General features: G+C 33.0%; 18 protein-coding genes. 7 read left to right on the forward strand and 11 right to left on the reverse strand.

Annotation, left to right across the window (positions count from 1 at the left end):
- Positions 1 to 41 precede the first annotated feature (41 nt).
- Positions 42 to 383, forward strand: coding sequence for a winged helix-turn-helix transcriptional regulator (locus tag I6U51_RS04090; protein ID WP_211141323.1), 342 nt, complete (start codon positions 42 to 44; stop codon positions 381 to 383).
- 218 nt (positions 384 to 601) lie between these two features.
- Here I6U51_RS04090 and I6U51_RS04095 read toward each other — a convergent pair whose 3' ends face one another.
- Positions 602 to 1,210: a lactate utilization protein gene (locus tag I6U51_RS04095; protein WP_211141324.1), complete on the reverse strand. Its 609-nt coding sequence runs from the start codon at positions 1,208 to 1,210 to the stop codon at positions 602 to 604.
- 132 nt (positions 1,211 to 1,342) lie between these two features.
- Between I6U51_RS04095 and I6U51_RS04100 the strand changes: the two genes are divergently transcribed.
- Complete coding sequence (locus I6U51_RS04100) at positions 1,343 to 2,230, forward strand: LysR family transcriptional regulator (protein ID WP_211141325.1); 888 nt, start codon at positions 1,343 to 1,345, stop codon at positions 2,228 to 2,230.
- A gap of 159 nt (positions 2,231 to 2,389) precedes the next feature.
- Here the strand turns inward: I6U51_RS04100 and I6U51_RS04105 are convergent, their stop codons facing one another.
- The 4 genes from I6U51_RS04105 to I6U51_RS04120 form a co-directional block, all read right to left on the reverse strand.
- Positions 2,390 to 2,953, reverse strand: coding sequence for a GNAT family N-acetyltransferase (locus I6U51_RS04105; protein ID WP_211141326.1), 564 nt, complete (start codon positions 2,951 to 2,953; stop codon positions 2,390 to 2,392).
- A gap of 229 nt (positions 2,954 to 3,182) precedes the next feature.
- Positions 3,183 to 3,371, reverse strand: coding sequence for a hypothetical protein (locus tag I6U51_RS04110; protein WP_211141327.1), 189 nt, complete (start codon positions 3,369 to 3,371; stop codon positions 3,183 to 3,185).
- A 339-nt stretch (positions 3,372 to 3,710) separates the two neighbouring features.
- Complete coding sequence (locus I6U51_RS04115) at positions 3,711 to 4,115, reverse strand: VOC family protein (protein ID WP_211141328.1); 405 nt, start codon at positions 4,113 to 4,115, stop codon at positions 3,711 to 3,713.
- A gap of 46 nt (positions 4,116 to 4,161) precedes the next feature.
- Complete coding sequence (locus I6U51_RS04120) at positions 4,162 to 4,485, reverse strand: hypothetical protein (RefSeq protein WP_211141329.1); 324 nt, start codon at positions 4,483 to 4,485, stop codon at positions 4,162 to 4,164.
- A 260-nt stretch (positions 4,486 to 4,745) separates the two neighbouring features.
- Here I6U51_RS04120 and I6U51_RS04125 point away from each other — a divergent pair, with 260 nt between their 5' ends.
- Both I6U51_RS04125 and I6U51_RS04130 read left to right on the forward strand, forming a co-directional pair.
- Positions 4,746 to 5,057: a PadR family transcriptional regulator gene (locus I6U51_RS04125; RefSeq protein WP_211141330.1), complete on the forward strand. Its 312-nt coding sequence runs from the start codon at positions 4,746 to 4,748 to the stop codon at positions 5,055 to 5,057.
- A gap of 14 nt (positions 5,058 to 5,071) precedes the next feature.
- On the forward strand, positions 5,072 to 5,587 hold the full coding sequence (locus I6U51_RS04130; protein ID WP_211141331.1) for a DUF2812 domain-containing protein: 516 nt from the start codon (positions 5,072 to 5,074) through the stop codon (positions 5,585 to 5,587).
- 295 nt (positions 5,588 to 5,882) lie between these two features.
- Here the strand turns inward: I6U51_RS04130 and I6U51_RS04135 are convergent, their stop codons facing one another.
- Positions 5,883 to 6,137 carry a TfoX/Sxy family protein gene (locus I6U51_RS04135; RefSeq protein WP_211141332.1) on the reverse strand — a complete coding sequence of 85 codons (255 nt, stop codon included), beginning with the start codon at positions 6,135 to 6,137 and terminating at the stop codon, positions 5,883 to 5,885.
- 48 nt (positions 6,138 to 6,185) lie between these two features.
- Entirely contained in the window at positions 6,186 to 6,512 is a 327-nt protein-coding gene (locus I6U51_RS04140; RefSeq protein ID WP_211141333.1) for a winged helix-turn-helix transcriptional regulator, read from the reverse strand.
- Between the two features lie 138 nt (positions 6,513 to 6,650).
- On the opposite strand from I6U51_RS04140, the gene I6U51_RS04145 reads away from it, so the two are divergent.
- From I6U51_RS04145 to I6U51_RS04155, 3 genes are all read left to right on the forward strand, one after another.
- On the forward strand, positions 6,651 to 7,658 hold the full coding sequence (locus I6U51_RS04145) for an NADH:flavin oxidoreductase (protein WP_211141334.1): 1,008 nt from the start codon (positions 6,651 to 6,653) through the stop codon (positions 7,656 to 7,658).
- Between the two features lie 271 nt (positions 7,659 to 7,929).
- On the forward strand, positions 7,930 to 8,583 hold the full coding sequence (locus I6U51_RS04150; RefSeq protein WP_211141335.1) for a flavodoxin family protein: 654 nt from the start codon (positions 7,930 to 7,932) through the stop codon (positions 8,581 to 8,583).
- Positions 8,584 to 8,626: 43 nt separating this feature from the next.
- On the forward strand, positions 8,627 to 9,145 hold the full coding sequence (locus I6U51_RS04155) for a nitroreductase family protein (protein ID WP_211141336.1): 519 nt from the start codon (positions 8,627 to 8,629) through the stop codon (positions 9,143 to 9,145).
- 71 nt (positions 9,146 to 9,216) lie between these two features.
- Here the strand turns inward: I6U51_RS04155 and I6U51_RS04160 are convergent, their stop codons facing one another.
- From I6U51_RS04160 to thrB, 4 genes are all read right to left on the reverse strand, one after another.
- A complete protein-coding gene (locus tag I6U51_RS04160) occupies positions 9,217 to 9,657 on the reverse strand; it encodes a GNAT family N-acetyltransferase (protein WP_211141337.1) in 441 nt (146 codons plus the stop codon).
- 160 nt (positions 9,658 to 9,817) lie between these two features.
- Complete coding sequence (locus tag I6U51_RS04165) at positions 9,818 to 11,104, reverse strand: homoserine dehydrogenase (RefSeq protein ID WP_211141338.1); 1,287 nt, start codon at positions 11,102 to 11,104, stop codon at positions 9,818 to 9,820.
- Positions 11,105 to 11,140: 36 nt separating this feature from the next.
- On the reverse strand, positions 11,141 to 12,457 hold the full coding sequence (locus tag I6U51_RS04170) for an aspartate kinase (protein WP_211141339.1): 1,317 nt from the start codon (positions 12,455 to 12,457) through the stop codon (positions 11,141 to 11,143).
- 216 nt (positions 12,458 to 12,673) lie between these two features.
- On the reverse strand, positions 12,674 to 13,582 hold the full coding sequence (gene thrB / locus I6U51_RS04175; RefSeq protein WP_211141340.1) for a homoserine kinase: 909 nt from the start codon (positions 13,580 to 13,582) through the stop codon (positions 12,674 to 12,676).
- Positions 13,583 to 13,586: the final 4 nt, after the last annotated feature.

Raw genomic sequence — 13,586 nt, forward strand, 5'->3', positions numbered from 1 at the left:
GCACATTAAGGTTATGTACTAGCTTGAAGGGAAGTGTAAAAATGTCCAAGGAAAACTGCAATTCAACTGGTGTAAATATAAAAGATACTGATTTTGGATATACATTATCACTTATAAATGGTAAATATAAAATGATTATCATGTATTGGCTTGCTGAATATAAGTCAGTTATGAGATTTAATGAACTTCAACGTTCTATTGGCACAATCTCATTTAAAACCTTAAGTAAAACACTTAAAGAAATGGAAGATGATCAATTAATAATACGGGAAGAATATCCTCAAATTCCACCAAAAGTTGAATATAGTTTATCAGAACGTGGAAAATCACTCATACCTATTTTAGATATGATGTGTGCTTGGGGTGGAAAAAATCGTTTATAGCTTAAATGTTTCTCATATCTCATAACTGGAGTGCATTGTAATAACAAAAAAGAAGGGGTGTTTCTCAACTAATTACTTAGTTTTGAAACATCTCTTCTTCTATTGATTATTGACCTATAACTCATTGAAAGTATCTTTGATACATTATCTCATATCACTATTTGATTGCTTATATAGGCTACTTTTGATGGATACTTATATATCACATGTATGAACCATTAAAATCCAAGTTCTTCGTTCACCAGCCAAACCTCCAAAGATCTCTGGTTTAAATTATTTTCAATCAGTACTGATACTTGGCATATACGTTCCGGACTGCGACAGTCCTGACATTTGCCAGTAAGGCGGCAAGGCAGATTTCGATTCAATCGTTCAGCATTTTTAGGACATGCTACAGTTTTGATTCGTTCCAGAGCGGAAGAATAATCTGGTGCAAGTTTGTTTTTCCCAGCAATAATGATAACTCGTGGAGGCCCAAAGAACAAGGCTGCTGTTCGATTTCCTACTCCATCAATATTTAATAGTCTGCCATCTTCAATAACTGCGTTGCTGCTGGAAACATATACATCCGCATTCATAGCATCTTTCAACAGCTTCGGTACTTTCTCACCAGAAACCCTCCAGTGCCAAAGTACATTTTTTCCATTGTTCATTAGGGCTTCATATGCTCCTAATTCTTGAAGAGTCATTGATCCGCCAAAAGCCGTCGTCTGTCCATCTTTAATCGTCTCTAGCAATGCAATAAGTGCTTCTGAACGACTTGGAAATACCCTTGCACTGATTCCTCTCTTCTCAAACTGTTCGGCAACATGTATTAACTTATTCATATAAACCCTCCTCTTAATACGACGATATATTTGCAATTTATATATCTTATGCTATCATAGAGATATCAATTAGTAAAATTAATGATATTAATGATAACAATCGATAAATACGATTGATGATGAGGTGAAGTAATGGAATTACGTCAACTAAACACATTTGTTACCGTAGCTAAATTTAATAATTTTACAAAAGCTGCAGCCTACCTAGGCTATTCACAGTCCTCTGTAACCTCTCAAATACAATTATTAGAAAAAGAATTAGAAGTTCACTTATTTGACCGAATAGGAAAAAATATATTTTTGACTCACGAGGGTGAGAAACTTCTGGCCTACTCCAAACAGATAATTAAACTTTGCGATGAAGCGAAAAACTCCATAACTGCATCTAATGAACTAGAAGGGACCATAACTATCGGAGCAAGCGAATCACTCTGTACCTTAAGGTTGCCTCTTCTTTTCAAGGAATTCCACCAGCGATATCCTGCAGTTAAAATGATTTTAAAAATGGCAAGTTGTAATGAATCACAAACATTATTAAGAGAAAATGAAATTGATGTGGCTTTTGTTATTAGCTCGAAAATATGTACTTCCGAATTCATTTCAGACCTTGAATTTCCAGAACCTGCGGCTTTGCTGGCAATTCCAGGGCACCCGCTTTCTTTCAAACGTCATATTTTTCCTGAAGATATAACCCCATACACTGTAATCCTTTCACAAAGGGGTTGCAGCTATCGTAGCACTTTTGAGAAGAATTTAGAAGAGACTGGGGTTTTTCCTAAATATATTATGGAAGCTGGCAGTATCCAGGCTATTAAACAACTTACCATAAGTGGTATAGGGATAACTCTGCTTCCTCGAATTGCAGTTGAAGATGAATTGAACAGGAATCTGTTAGTTGAACTTGATTGGGCGGGAACTAGTTTTGACTTGGTAACACAAATGCTTTATCACAAAGACAAGTGGGTTTCACCGGCATTAAAGGCTTTCCTAGATCTGGCAAAAGAAACAATGAAGCATTGATATCTTAACTAAAGGAACTTGGCGTTGTAAAGAGTAAACACCTTATGGTAAATCCCACGGTAATGGAATGCAATACAGCCCGCTCTGCGGATGCGGGCCTGTTATACGAAAGCGTAAGAAAATATTTAGAAAGAGAATGGTGTATGTATTATTTTTAAACTATAAATCTGATTTTAAAAATGAATACAAATCTAAATCAATGATACCTTTTCCTGTCCAAATTGCCCCTTGTCTTATTGTTCCTTCTTTTGTAAATTTATTTCTTTCTAGCACATTTTTTGACTTAATATTATTAGACATGACAAAGGCTTGTACTCTATTTATTCCTATAGTATTTAGCAAATAATCACGTAATGCTTCTACTGTTTTAGTAGCAAAACCATGCCCCCAATAATCTTCGTTTAAAGTGTATCCTATAGTAACCATATTTACTTTTGCGTCAAAATCAAATATTTCAGCGACTCCAATAATTTTTTTCAAATCTTCATTTAAACAAATTGCAAGAAATATGGTTTTCTTTTTACCAAAATCTCTTTCAAAATGAGAAATCATGTTTTCAACTGTAGACTTATTCTTTTTTACTTCTCCTGGTCTATATTTGAATAAGTTTTCGTTACTGTATATTGAGTAAAGGTCATCTAAATCAGATTTTTCTATTTTTCTGAGAGTAATTTCATTTGTTTGAATGAATGGAAATTTTGAAAATAAAATCGCCTTGTCCATAGTTTTCCTCCTTAAATTAAAGACAATTAAGTTATAGTATTTTACACGCATGAACTTAATACCTGCTAAAGTATTTGTAAAATTAATCCTTATATTCATGTTATAGCAATCATCTATAAATTGCAACTTACAATACTAATTATTCTATTTTCATAAAGATAAAATACTCTGGGCCTTAAAGGTTACCAGAGCACAATTTTCTACTATACCATTTCTTAACTTTTCAAATTTATTTTTTTAAATCTTCCTTTATTCTTTCCTCTGAATAACTTTCTCTCTCTATATTATTTAATCCTAAATTAACAGAACCATAAGCTAACATGCTATCTATCTGCTTATCTATTTCATATTGCTGTTTATTACGTCTATTTGTATGTCTTCCTAGTTCCATATCTATCTCTGTCTCTTTATCAATCATAATAATACCTCACACCAAATTGCTATATTTAAATTTTCATATATAATTTGTCCTAATATATATCTAAAAATACATATGGCATAATTAATATGAAACTCCTTCTCCTATCGTCGAATGAGTACTCGCTGAGTAAGCGACTCACTCCAAATCAGAGATTTGAGTTCGCTGCTTAACCGATCATATCAAAATCAGCACTCTGTGTAAGTGACTATCACCAAATCAACACGCTGTGTAAGCGATCATCTCAAAATCATAGATTTTGGATGCCTGCTTAAGATTTGGGATACCTACTTAAGATTTTGTATGCCTGCTTATAGGATTAATAATAATTTTAAGTCTTTATATCGGTAAATCTCTTATTTCAATCTCTGTGCCTTCTGGTGCTTTAATTTTAAATAAATATCCGTCTTCAACTTTATATACTACCTCTCCATTTTTAATCTTAAAGTTTGTATATCCTAATTTTTTTATCCTATCAAATTCTTCTTGAACATTATCCACTAAAAAGCACATATGAACTATTCCTTCATTTAATGAACTCCAACTTTTTAATTTATCTCCCTTTTTACCAGTCTGTAATTCAATCATGAATGTTCCTAATCTTAACCATGTATTAAAATTTCTTTTATGAAAATTTGCGGTTTCTGTAACTAGTTCAAACCCTAAAATTTTAGTATAAAATTGGAGTGATTCTTCATATTTTTCCGTTTGAATACATACATGGTGCACCATTTTTATGCTCATAATTACATCTCCTTAAGTAACTTAATTACAAAATATTGTTTGGTATTTATTTCTCATCCTTGTTAGGGCACACCTCATTTACATAATCCCAATATTCTCCTGGAGTTAAAGCTTTTGGTTCAGTAATCATTTCTGCTACTTTTGCAAGCTCTTTGATTTTGTTACGAAGCATCGGTTGTAAACAACTAGGCACATGGTCTTGATTAACTCTATGTAAAAGTACACATTCAAAACACTTTCCATGCCACTCACACTTTATTTTAGGGCATGTACAATGCCTATTCTTTTCTGTTTTTATCATTTCTCTACATTCTTTTACCATTTCAAGATATTTTTCTTTTTTCTCTTGACTGATCTCAACACATTCCATAGAAGTTACCTCCAAGAACATTAATTTTGCATTGTCTTAATTTAGACAACAATTTGAATTATAACATAAAGCTACTATTGTTTAAACATCATAAATTTATGATTAATGTACCTTATAAGAAAGATACTAATTAAATATTATTTTACTACATTAGTTCCCCATCCATCATAAAATTTATTATACGAAACATTATTGACATATATATCGAGAGGTGATATATTTACATATATCGATAGGCGATAGATTGGAGGTCGATAGACTTGGATAGTAGTACACCTTTAACAGAAGCTTTATTTTATATTTTATTGGCGGCACGAACACCAAACCACGGATATGGGATTATTCAGGATGTAAGTGAGATGACAGATGGAAGGGTCACACTAGGACCTGGAACCTTATATGGCGCTATTAATTCAATGCTTACAAAAGGATGGATCAGTTTATATAGTGAGGATAAAGAATCAAGAAAGAAAAAAGAATATCTGATTACAGATATAGGAAAGGAAGTATTTCAAAATGAAGTAAAAAGGTTGAAGGAGCTTGTAAAAAATGCGAAAATGATGAATGATTAGGAGGATATGAATATATGTTAAAATTCAGATTATATTATGACAAAGACGCAGAAGAAGATTGGTTAAAAAAAATGTCTTTAAATGGATGGGCATTCAAAAAATTCTTCCTTGGATTTTATACTTTTGAACCATGTGAGCCTGGAGAATACAATTATCAGATAGATTTGCTTGATAATTGGAACGGTGATAAGGATAATTATTCATCTTTTATGGAGGATGTAGGTGTAGAAGTTGTAGGCCAATGGTGGAGATGGGTATATTTGAAGAAAAAGACAGCAGACGGTCCCTTTGAAATGTATACAGATGTGGAATCAAAAATAGCTCAATACAACAGGATTAGGAATTTTTTCAAAGTGTTTTTCGCCATAGAAATAATTTGCTTCCTCATGGAATTGGTGGCAACAATTAATACTGGTCACTATATTGGAGGAATATTTACAGTATTAATTGGGCTTATATCTTTGGCATTGTTAAGGATAGTATGGAAATGTAAATTGAAAATCGAGCAATTTAAACGTAACGAAAAGTAGTCGGTAATCCGTATATTTACGTGTAAAAGAATCAGAGCTTAAAGCAGTGGACTTTGGCAGATGTGAGCTCGGTCTCCATCTGCAATTTTCATTACATTATGAATCCTTTTTTGCATATCACTTTGACAATATGGACATTTAATCATTTCTTTTATAGCTTCATCCTATAACACCAACAATTTATTATCATTATAATACTCTATAATACTCTCCTCAAAATAAATTAAGCCAGAACTTTAATTCGCAAGAACTAAAATTATAACTTAACTATTACATCTTAAAATATTTCTATCAATCATTTAGAAGTATTATAAAACTCTTTTAGCTCGGCTTTCACTTCTTCTGAAAGATTATGCCATCGGATTCCCTCTACTGCGCCTTCCAAAGCATATAACCTATTTATGCACGCCGAGTCATCAATACTTCTTATTCTCAACCAAGCTTGCTTACTTCCAATCTCAATTAATTGTTTTATTGTTTCTATTCCAACTTCATTTAATTGTTGTTCAACTGTTTTCCCAATATTAGGCAAGGTAGACAACTCTCCCATAATATCATTCCTCCATCTATTTACATCTCCATACAATTATATACTCCATTATATTATATCTTTATTTTTTTTACCCCATTTGCACATTTCATTAATTATAGGAACTAGCGAGAGACCTTTTTCAGATAAAGAATACTCTACTTTGGGAGGGATCTGAGGATACTCTTTACGTGTAACAATCCCATCATTCTCTAATTCTCTGAGTTGGCCACTTAACATCTTATGAGTAATGTAAGGTATATTTCGTTTTAGTTCGCCGTACCGTAATTTAGCTTCACAAGCCAATTCATAGATTATTTTCATTTTCCATTTACCACTAATAATAGCAAGGGTATATTCAAAAGGGGCTTGTTTACTACGACATAATGTATTCATCTAAGTTACACTCTCCTAACGGTAAGTATGCTACAAAAAAGTGCATACTTTCTTTTTGCTTCAAAGTTATTATAATAAAAAATATAAAGAAAATAAATACCAAATATTACACATAAATTTATAGGGGGATAAATCATAATGGAAATTTTAAATCCAATTAAAATTAAAAACATCCAATTTAAAAATAAGGTAGTTATGGCTCCTATGGTTCCTTTTGGGTTGCAGAGTAAAGACGGGATTATGGGAGAAGAAATGCTGCAGCATTATTTAAAAAGGGCAGATACCGGAATTGGACTTATTATTTCTCAGTCCCTTTCAATAGCAGCTAGAAAAACGTTAGATGGTAGAGCAGGTGCATATTCAGATTCACATATAGATTATCTAAGCACAATAGCAAAAGTTTGTCATGATAATGGCACAAAATTTTTTGCACAGCTTGCCTATCCTAGCATTGGTTATCAAAATGGCGATACTATTAATAACCTAACAGAAGAAGATATTTTAGAAATACAAAATGAATTTATTAATGCAGCTAAAATCTGTAAAAAAGCTGGTTGTGATGGTATTGAACTACATGGTGCACATGGTTTTTTCCTCAATATGCTTACATCTCCCCTTTCAAACAGGCGTAAAGATCAGTATGGTGGAGATATAAATGGAAGATTATTTTTAGTTAAAAAAATCGTTGAGGGAATAAAAGAATTTGCCGACGATAACTTTATCATCTCTTATCGGTTGGGATGGAGTGATTGTTTAAACACCGATATCCAAACTGCTCAGGCTTTAGAAAATTTAGGTATAGAAATGCTGCATATTTCTTCTGGAATTCCTAGTGATAGGAATCTTGAAATTCCTAAAGATTTTCAGTTTAATGAAATCGTCTATACTGGTTGTCAAATTAAAAAAAATGTAAATATCCCTGTTACCGTTGTAAATGATATAGAAACATTAAATAGAGGTAATTACTTAATTGAAAACAAGTTGTGCGATTTTGTAGCCTATGGAAAACCATTTCTCGCAGACTCAAATTTTATGCTAAAGTCTATAGAGAACCCAGATTATAAGTCCTGCCTTGTATGTAAAAAATGCCAGTGGTTTATAGATGGCGAGAAATGTCCAGTACAAATTAAAACAAAAGTACGTTAAGAATCATCAAGTGATTCTAAGGTTCAGATGGAGTTTGCTTATAAGGATGACTTTCTCAATCTGAACCTTAGAAGAACTTATCCAGGCGCGTAGCAGTGCTTATCCCCCAGTTAAGCAGAGAGCCTAAATCTGTGATTTAGTGCGAATCGCTTACTCCTTCGACAATAGGAGAAGGAGTTTCATGCAAAGATGGAGGTGTTAGCAATGGTAGCGATCGGATAAAACAATTTATTCCAGTTTTAGTAAAATAGCAAACATGGAGGTATAATTAATGAAAGTATTAGCAATTAACGGAAGTCCTAGAAAAGATAAAAATACTGCTACTCTTCTAAATAAAGCACTTGAAGGTGCAGCTTCACAATGCGCTGAAACAGAACTTATCCATCTTTGCGAACAAAACTATAAGGGTTGTGTAAGTTGTTTTGCTTGCAAAATGAAAAATGGTAAAAGTTATGGCAAGTGTGCTTTAAAGGATGATTTAACACCTATACTTGAAAAGGCTGCAAAAGCTGATGCCATTATTCTAGGCTCTCCAATATATTTTGCTTCAGTTACTGGAGCTATGAGATCTTTTTTAGAAAGGTTCATGTTTCAATATTTAGTTTATGATGCTGATTATTCAAGCCTTTTCGGTAAAAAAATATCAACTGGATTCATCTATACTATGAATGTTACTAATGAACGAATGAAAGGTATAGGATATGAGCAAAGTTTTAAATCCTCGGAAATGGTCATGAAAAACCTCTTTGGTTCTTCTGAATCATTAATTGTAAACGACACATATCAATTCGATGATTATTCAAAATATGTTGTTACATTATTCGATGAGAAGGAAAAATCAAAAGTTAGAGATGAGCAATTCCCTAAAGACTGTCAAAAGGCTTTTGATATGGGAGTAAGATTTGCTAAACAGACTAGTATATAAAATCTACTATATTACAAGTAGCATATAAAAGGGAGGTATTTATATGAATTTTATAGAATTAGCAAAGGAAAGATATTCTTTAAGAAGTTTTGATACTAGAAAGGTTGAAAAAGATAAATTAGATTTAATTTTGAAAGCTGGACAATTAGCTCCTACTGCTGTAAATTATCAACCTCAAAGAATCTTAATAATTGAAAGTGATGAGGCACTTGCTAAACTGAAAGATTGTACAGTTTATCACTTTAATGCACCTATGGCTTTACTCATATGTGCTAACAAAGATGAAGCATGGAAGCGTAGCTATGATGGAAAAGTCCATACTGATATTGATGGAAGTATTGTTGCTACACATATGATGCTGCAAGCTACTGAACTTGGATTGGGTACAACATGGGTTGGTCATTTTGATCCAATTGCTGTTCGTAACGCTTTTAATATACCATCAAATCTTGAGCCAGTATGTATTTTCCCAATAGGCTATCCAAGTAAAGATGCAAAACCTCATCCTAATCATACAAAAAGGAAAGATATTTTAGAAACTGTTTCCTATAACCATTTTTAATTAATTAATAAAACCAGTGCTATTTAAGTACTGGTTTATCTTATATTCATAATATTATTGAAGGCTTATTTCTATAATTCTTTTTTCATATGCAATATTGGATAAGGTCTTCCATCATCATCTGTTGGAGATTCAGATACTACTTTAAATCCTTTGTGTAAATAAAATTCTTTTGCCTTTGGATTGTCCTTATTTACATCCAGCGATAAAAATGAGTACTTTTCCATCATATAATCAAATAAACTGCTGCCAATTCCCCTTCCAATGGAGTCTGGATGTAAAAACAACATATTTAAATTGTTGTCTTTAACATTTGCGAACCCCAATATACTTTTTAGCTCTGTATCATAAGCTACTTCGATTACAACTTTATCTAGATAATCTCTCAATTGTAGTTTCAGTTCATCAAAATCTTGTTCTTTCAAAAAATCGTGTGTAGCTTTTACTGATTCTTTCCATACTTCAAAAACTTCATCTATTTCATTTCTATTTGCTATTCTGTACTCTATCATGTTAAATTCTCCTTTTTCCTTATTATAATATCACCTCCCTCTCAAAATAATCAGAAATTACTTTTCGTGTTTTAAACCACTCTATTGAAAAGGTCATTGTCCACACCTCTCATTCATACCCTTATTAAGTTATTTTAACATAAAAACATTTTATAGTTTTTTAATAATCTAAATTTTCAATTCTAATTACATTCTCAATTTTATTTACTTCTTCTAATTTCTTTATATTTTCTAAGGACTTATTAACATTACCCTCGAAAGTTTCGTGAGTAACAATAACTATATATACAAACTCTCCTTTTTTAGGCTTTTGTATAAAGGATAAAATACTTACTTCATTTTTACCAAGAATAGTAGCTATTTTTCCTAGAACACCTGGAAGATCCTTTACTGAAATTCTTAGATAATATTGAGATTTAAAGCTTTCTACAGGAACTACTTCTTTATCCGCGTAATTTCTGATTAGAACATTTGACCCTTCAGTATCATTTCTCAAAACTGATATAATATCTCCAACTACAGCACTTCCTGTAGGCAGTTCTCCTGCCCCTCTTCCATAAAGCATCAAGTCCCCCACAGCATCTCCTTTAATGAAAATAGCATTAAAGGAATCATTAACATTTGCTAAAGGATGAATAGCTGGAAGCATTGTAGGATGAACTCTAAGCTCCAACTTACCCTTTACTTCCTTAACTATTGCCAGAAGTTTTATAACATATCCAAGTTCTTTACCATATTCAATATCAATAGCCTTTATTTTAGTTATTCCCTCTGCATATATATCATTTACGTCTACTTCTGTTTCAAATGCTAGTGTAGATAAAATAGCTAATTTATAAACAGCATCATAACCTTCTACATCAGAAGTTGGGTCTGCTTCAGCATATCCCTTTTTCTGTGCTTCTTTTAGTGCTTCTTCAAAACTCATATTTTCTAAAGTCATTTTAGTCAGTATATAGTTTGTAGTTCCATTTATTATACCAACCACCTCTTGAATTTTGTTTGCAGTTAAGCTTTCATTTATACCATTAATTATGGGAATTCCACCAGCTACACTGGCTTCAAAGTTTACAACAACTTCATTTTTCTCTGCTTCTTTAAAAATTTGCTGACCATTAGTTGCAATAAGCATTTTATTAGCTGTTACCACATGCATCTTTCTTCTTATAGCATTTAGAACATAATCTTTTGCAGGCTCTATTCCTCCCATAACCTCTACCACAATTTTAACACTATCGTCATTAAATATCTCATCTGCATTTGTAGTTAGAAGTTCTTCTGGAACATCTATAGTTCTCTTTTTATTTATATCTCTAACTAATATCTTTGCTATCTCAATATCATAGCCTGATCTTTTCATTATGGCTTCTCTATTAGAATTTAATATATTCCAAACACCCTTACCTACATTTCCTAAACCTAATAACGCTATTCTAACCTTTTTCATAACTTTGCCCCCTCTTTCTAGCTATAAGCTACCGAACTATGCGAATGCTTTGTATATGCCTCTTAGTGCTTTTTCAAAATCTTCATTTTCTACACCGACAGTGATATTTATTTCACTTGCTCCCTGATTGATCATTCTTATATTTACGTCTCCCTCTGCAAGACCTCTAAATAACTTTGAGGATATTCCCTTAGTTCTATCCATTCCTCTACCCACAGTAGCTACAAGTGCCATATTAGGATAAACCTCTAGAGAGTCTGGATTACACTGCCTTTTGATTTCCTCCAATATGTTATCCAGCTTATCTCCAAGCTGTGTATCTTCTATAACTAAGGAAACAGAGTCTATACCAGAGGGCATATTTTCAAAGGATACTCCATTACTCTCCAATATGGAAAGAAGCTTTCTGCAGAAACCTTGTTCTGAATTCATAAGCATTTTTTGTACAGCTATAACTGTAAAGCCTTTTTTGCCTGCTATACCAGTGATAGTTCCACTGTAGCTTATAGGCTTGTCATCATCCACAATTAGAGTTCCTTTGTCCTGTGGTCTATTAGTATTTTTTATATTTATAGGGATATATACGTCTCTGATTGGAAATATACTTTCCTCGTGCAGTACTTTTGCCCCCATATAAGAAAGCTCCCTAAGTTCCTTATAAGTTACAACTTCTATTGGCTTTGCATTTTCCACAATATTTGGATCTGCCATTAAAAATCCTGAAACATCTGTCCAGTTTTCATAAAGTTCTGCGCCTAAGCATCTTGCAACTATTGCTCCAGTTACATCAGGACCTCCTCTTGAAAAAGTCTTTATAGTCCCATCAGGTATTGCCCCATAAAAGCCTGGTATAACTGCTCTTTCCACAGCTGACATCTTTTCATCTACAGCTTTTTGCGTAGCTTCAAAATCTATCCTGCCATAACTTTTAAAACGTATAATTTCTGCTGCATCTACAAATTCATAGCCTAAGTAGTCAGCAAGAATTAGTCCATTTAAATATTCCCCACGGCTAGCTGTATAATCTGCTGAAGCCCCATCTTCAATTTTAGCTTTTATTTCATCAAGATACTTTTTTATATCTATCCTAACCTCCAGCTCCCTTACCAAGCTAGTATATCTCTCTTCTATATGCCTAAAAACATCATCAAAAGATATGCTATTTTGAGCATGTGCATGGCACAAATATAATAGATCTGTAATTTTGTAGTCCTTACTAAACCTTTTACCTGGTGCTGAAGGCACAACATATCTTCTTTTTTCATTTTCTAAAACTATGTTCTTTACTTTTCTAAACTGCTCACTATCAGCAAGTGAGCTTCCTCCAAACTTAGCTACGATTAGATTATTCATTCTTAGCCCCCCATTTATTGTTTAAATGAAACTCCTCTTCCTTATGTCGAGGAGTACTCACTGAGTAAGCGACAATATCAAAACCGAAGATTTTGTATGTCTGCTTAACTGATTCACACAAAATCAGCACTCTGTGTAAGTGACTATCACCAAATCACAGATTTGGTGATAGTCACTTAAGATTTTGGTTGCCTGCTTAAGATTTTGGTTTTCTGCTTATCCACACTGAGTTAGCTGCTCTAAATTATTTACCACAGTACCCTTATCATCTATGTTAAGCTCTTTAACTTCCCATTTACTTTGCAAATTTTCTAAAAAACCTTGAATATTTTTGCAAAACTCCTGATCTTCTTCCTTAAGCATAACCATAATTGTTGGGCCTGCCCCACTTAAAAATACGCCCAAACAATTAAGTCTTTCACACTCTTCTTTTATTGAATAAAAATTCTCTATAAGCTGCGCTCTGTAATCCTCATGTAGCTTGTCTTTACAAGCATATTTGATTAAATGAAAATCCCCATTATTTAATGCTGATATCAAAAGTGCAGTTCTTCCTACGTTAAAAATCCCCTGCTTATAATCTATATTCTTAGGTAAAACTGCTCTGGCTTCTTCTGTAGATAATGTAAAATTAGGTATAAGTGCACAAAATTTAATGCCTTCCTTAACCCTTACATTGTTGTAAACAACCTTTTTGCCTTCTGATATAGAAACAGTCATTCCTCCGCAAAAGGCTGGATTTATGTTATCTGGATGACCTTCTACCTCCACCGCCAAATCTAAGAGTTCTTGATCATTTAAAACTCTTCCAGCCAATTCATTAGCGCAAATAACTCCCCCTACCACACAGGCAGCACTACTCCCAAGACCTCTGCATACAGGTATATCGCTCTCTATTCTTATTCTTAAACCAGCAGGTTTATAGCCCATCTTTTCGAAACATCTTTTCATTGCGACATATGTCAGGTTATCTTCATTTTTAAATTTATCTTCACAACCTTCGAAAACAAGCCCCTCTTCGATTTCCTCCACATAAAATCTATTGTACATATTAACTGCTACCCCAAGACAATCGAAGCCTGGTCCCATATTAGCACTTGTTGCTGGTACTCTAACCTCTACCATAACT

The sequence above is a fragment of the Clostridium aciditolerans genome (genome assembly GCF_016316925.1).
Lineage (GTDB): Bacteria > Bacillota > Clostridia > Clostridiales > Clostridiaceae > Clostridium_AM > Clostridium_AM aciditolerans.

What these genes read in the sequence shown, in the direction of transcription:
- I6U51_RS04090 (WP_211141323.1), top strand. Translation starts at nt 42, where the DNA reads ATGTCCAAGGAAAACTGCAATTCAACTGGTGTAAATATAAAAGATACT.
- I6U51_RS04095 (WP_211141324.1), bottom strand. Translation starts at nt 1,210, where the DNA reads ATGAATAAGTTAATACATGTTGCCGAACAGTTTGAGAAGAGAGGAATC.
- I6U51_RS04100 (WP_211141325.1), top strand. Translation starts at nt 1,343, where the DNA reads ATGGAATTACGTCAACTAAACACATTTGTTACCGTAGCTAAATTTAAT.
- I6U51_RS04105 (WP_211141326.1), bottom strand. Translation starts at nt 2,953, where the DNA reads ATGGACAAGGCGATTTTATTTTCAAAATTTCCATTCATTCAAACAAAT.
- I6U51_RS04110 (WP_211141327.1), bottom strand. Translation starts at nt 3,371, where the DNA reads ATGATTGATAAAGAGACAGAGATAGATATGGAACTAGGAAGACATACA.
- I6U51_RS04115 (WP_211141328.1), bottom strand. Translation starts at nt 4,115, where the DNA reads ATGAGCATAAAAATGGTGCACCATGTATGTATTCAAACGGAAAAATAT.
- I6U51_RS04120 (WP_211141329.1), bottom strand. Translation starts at nt 4,485, where the DNA reads ATGGAATGTGTTGAGATCAGTCAAGAGAAAAAAGAAAAATATCTTGAA.
- I6U51_RS04130 (WP_211141331.1), top strand. Translation starts at nt 5,072, where the DNA reads ATGTTAAAATTCAGATTATATTATGACAAAGACGCAGAAGAAGATTGG.
- I6U51_RS04135 (WP_211141332.1), bottom strand. Translation starts at nt 6,137, where the DNA reads ATGGGAGAGTTGTCTACCTTGCCTAATATTGGGAAAACAGTTGAACAA.
- I6U51_RS04140 (WP_211141333.1), bottom strand. Translation starts at nt 6,512, where the DNA reads ATGAATACATTATGTCGTAGTAAACAAGCCCCTTTTGAATATACCCTT.
- I6U51_RS04145 (WP_211141334.1), top strand. Translation starts at nt 6,651, where the DNA reads ATGGAAATTTTAAATCCAATTAAAATTAAAAACATCCAATTTAAAAAT.
- I6U51_RS04150 (WP_211141335.1), top strand. Translation starts at nt 7,930, where the DNA reads ATGAAAGTATTAGCAATTAACGGAAGTCCTAGAAAAGATAAAAATACT.
- I6U51_RS04155 (WP_211141336.1), top strand. Translation starts at nt 8,627, where the DNA reads ATGAATTTTATAGAATTAGCAAAGGAAAGATATTCTTTAAGAAGTTTT.
- I6U51_RS04160 (WP_211141337.1), bottom strand. Translation starts at nt 9,657, where the DNA reads ATGATAGAGTACAGAATAGCAAATAGAAATGAAATAGATGAAGTTTTT.
- I6U51_RS04165 (WP_211141338.1), bottom strand. Translation starts at nt 11,104, where the DNA reads ATGAAAAAGGTTAGAATAGCGTTATTAGGTTTAGGAAATGTAGGTAAG.
- I6U51_RS04170 (WP_211141339.1), bottom strand. Translation starts at nt 12,457, where the DNA reads ATGAATAATCTAATCGTAGCTAAGTTTGGAGGAAGCTCACTTGCTGAT.
- thrB (WP_211141340.1), bottom strand. Translation starts at nt 13,582, where the DNA reads ATGGTAGAGGTTAGAGTACCAGCAACAAGTGCTAATATGGGACCAGGC.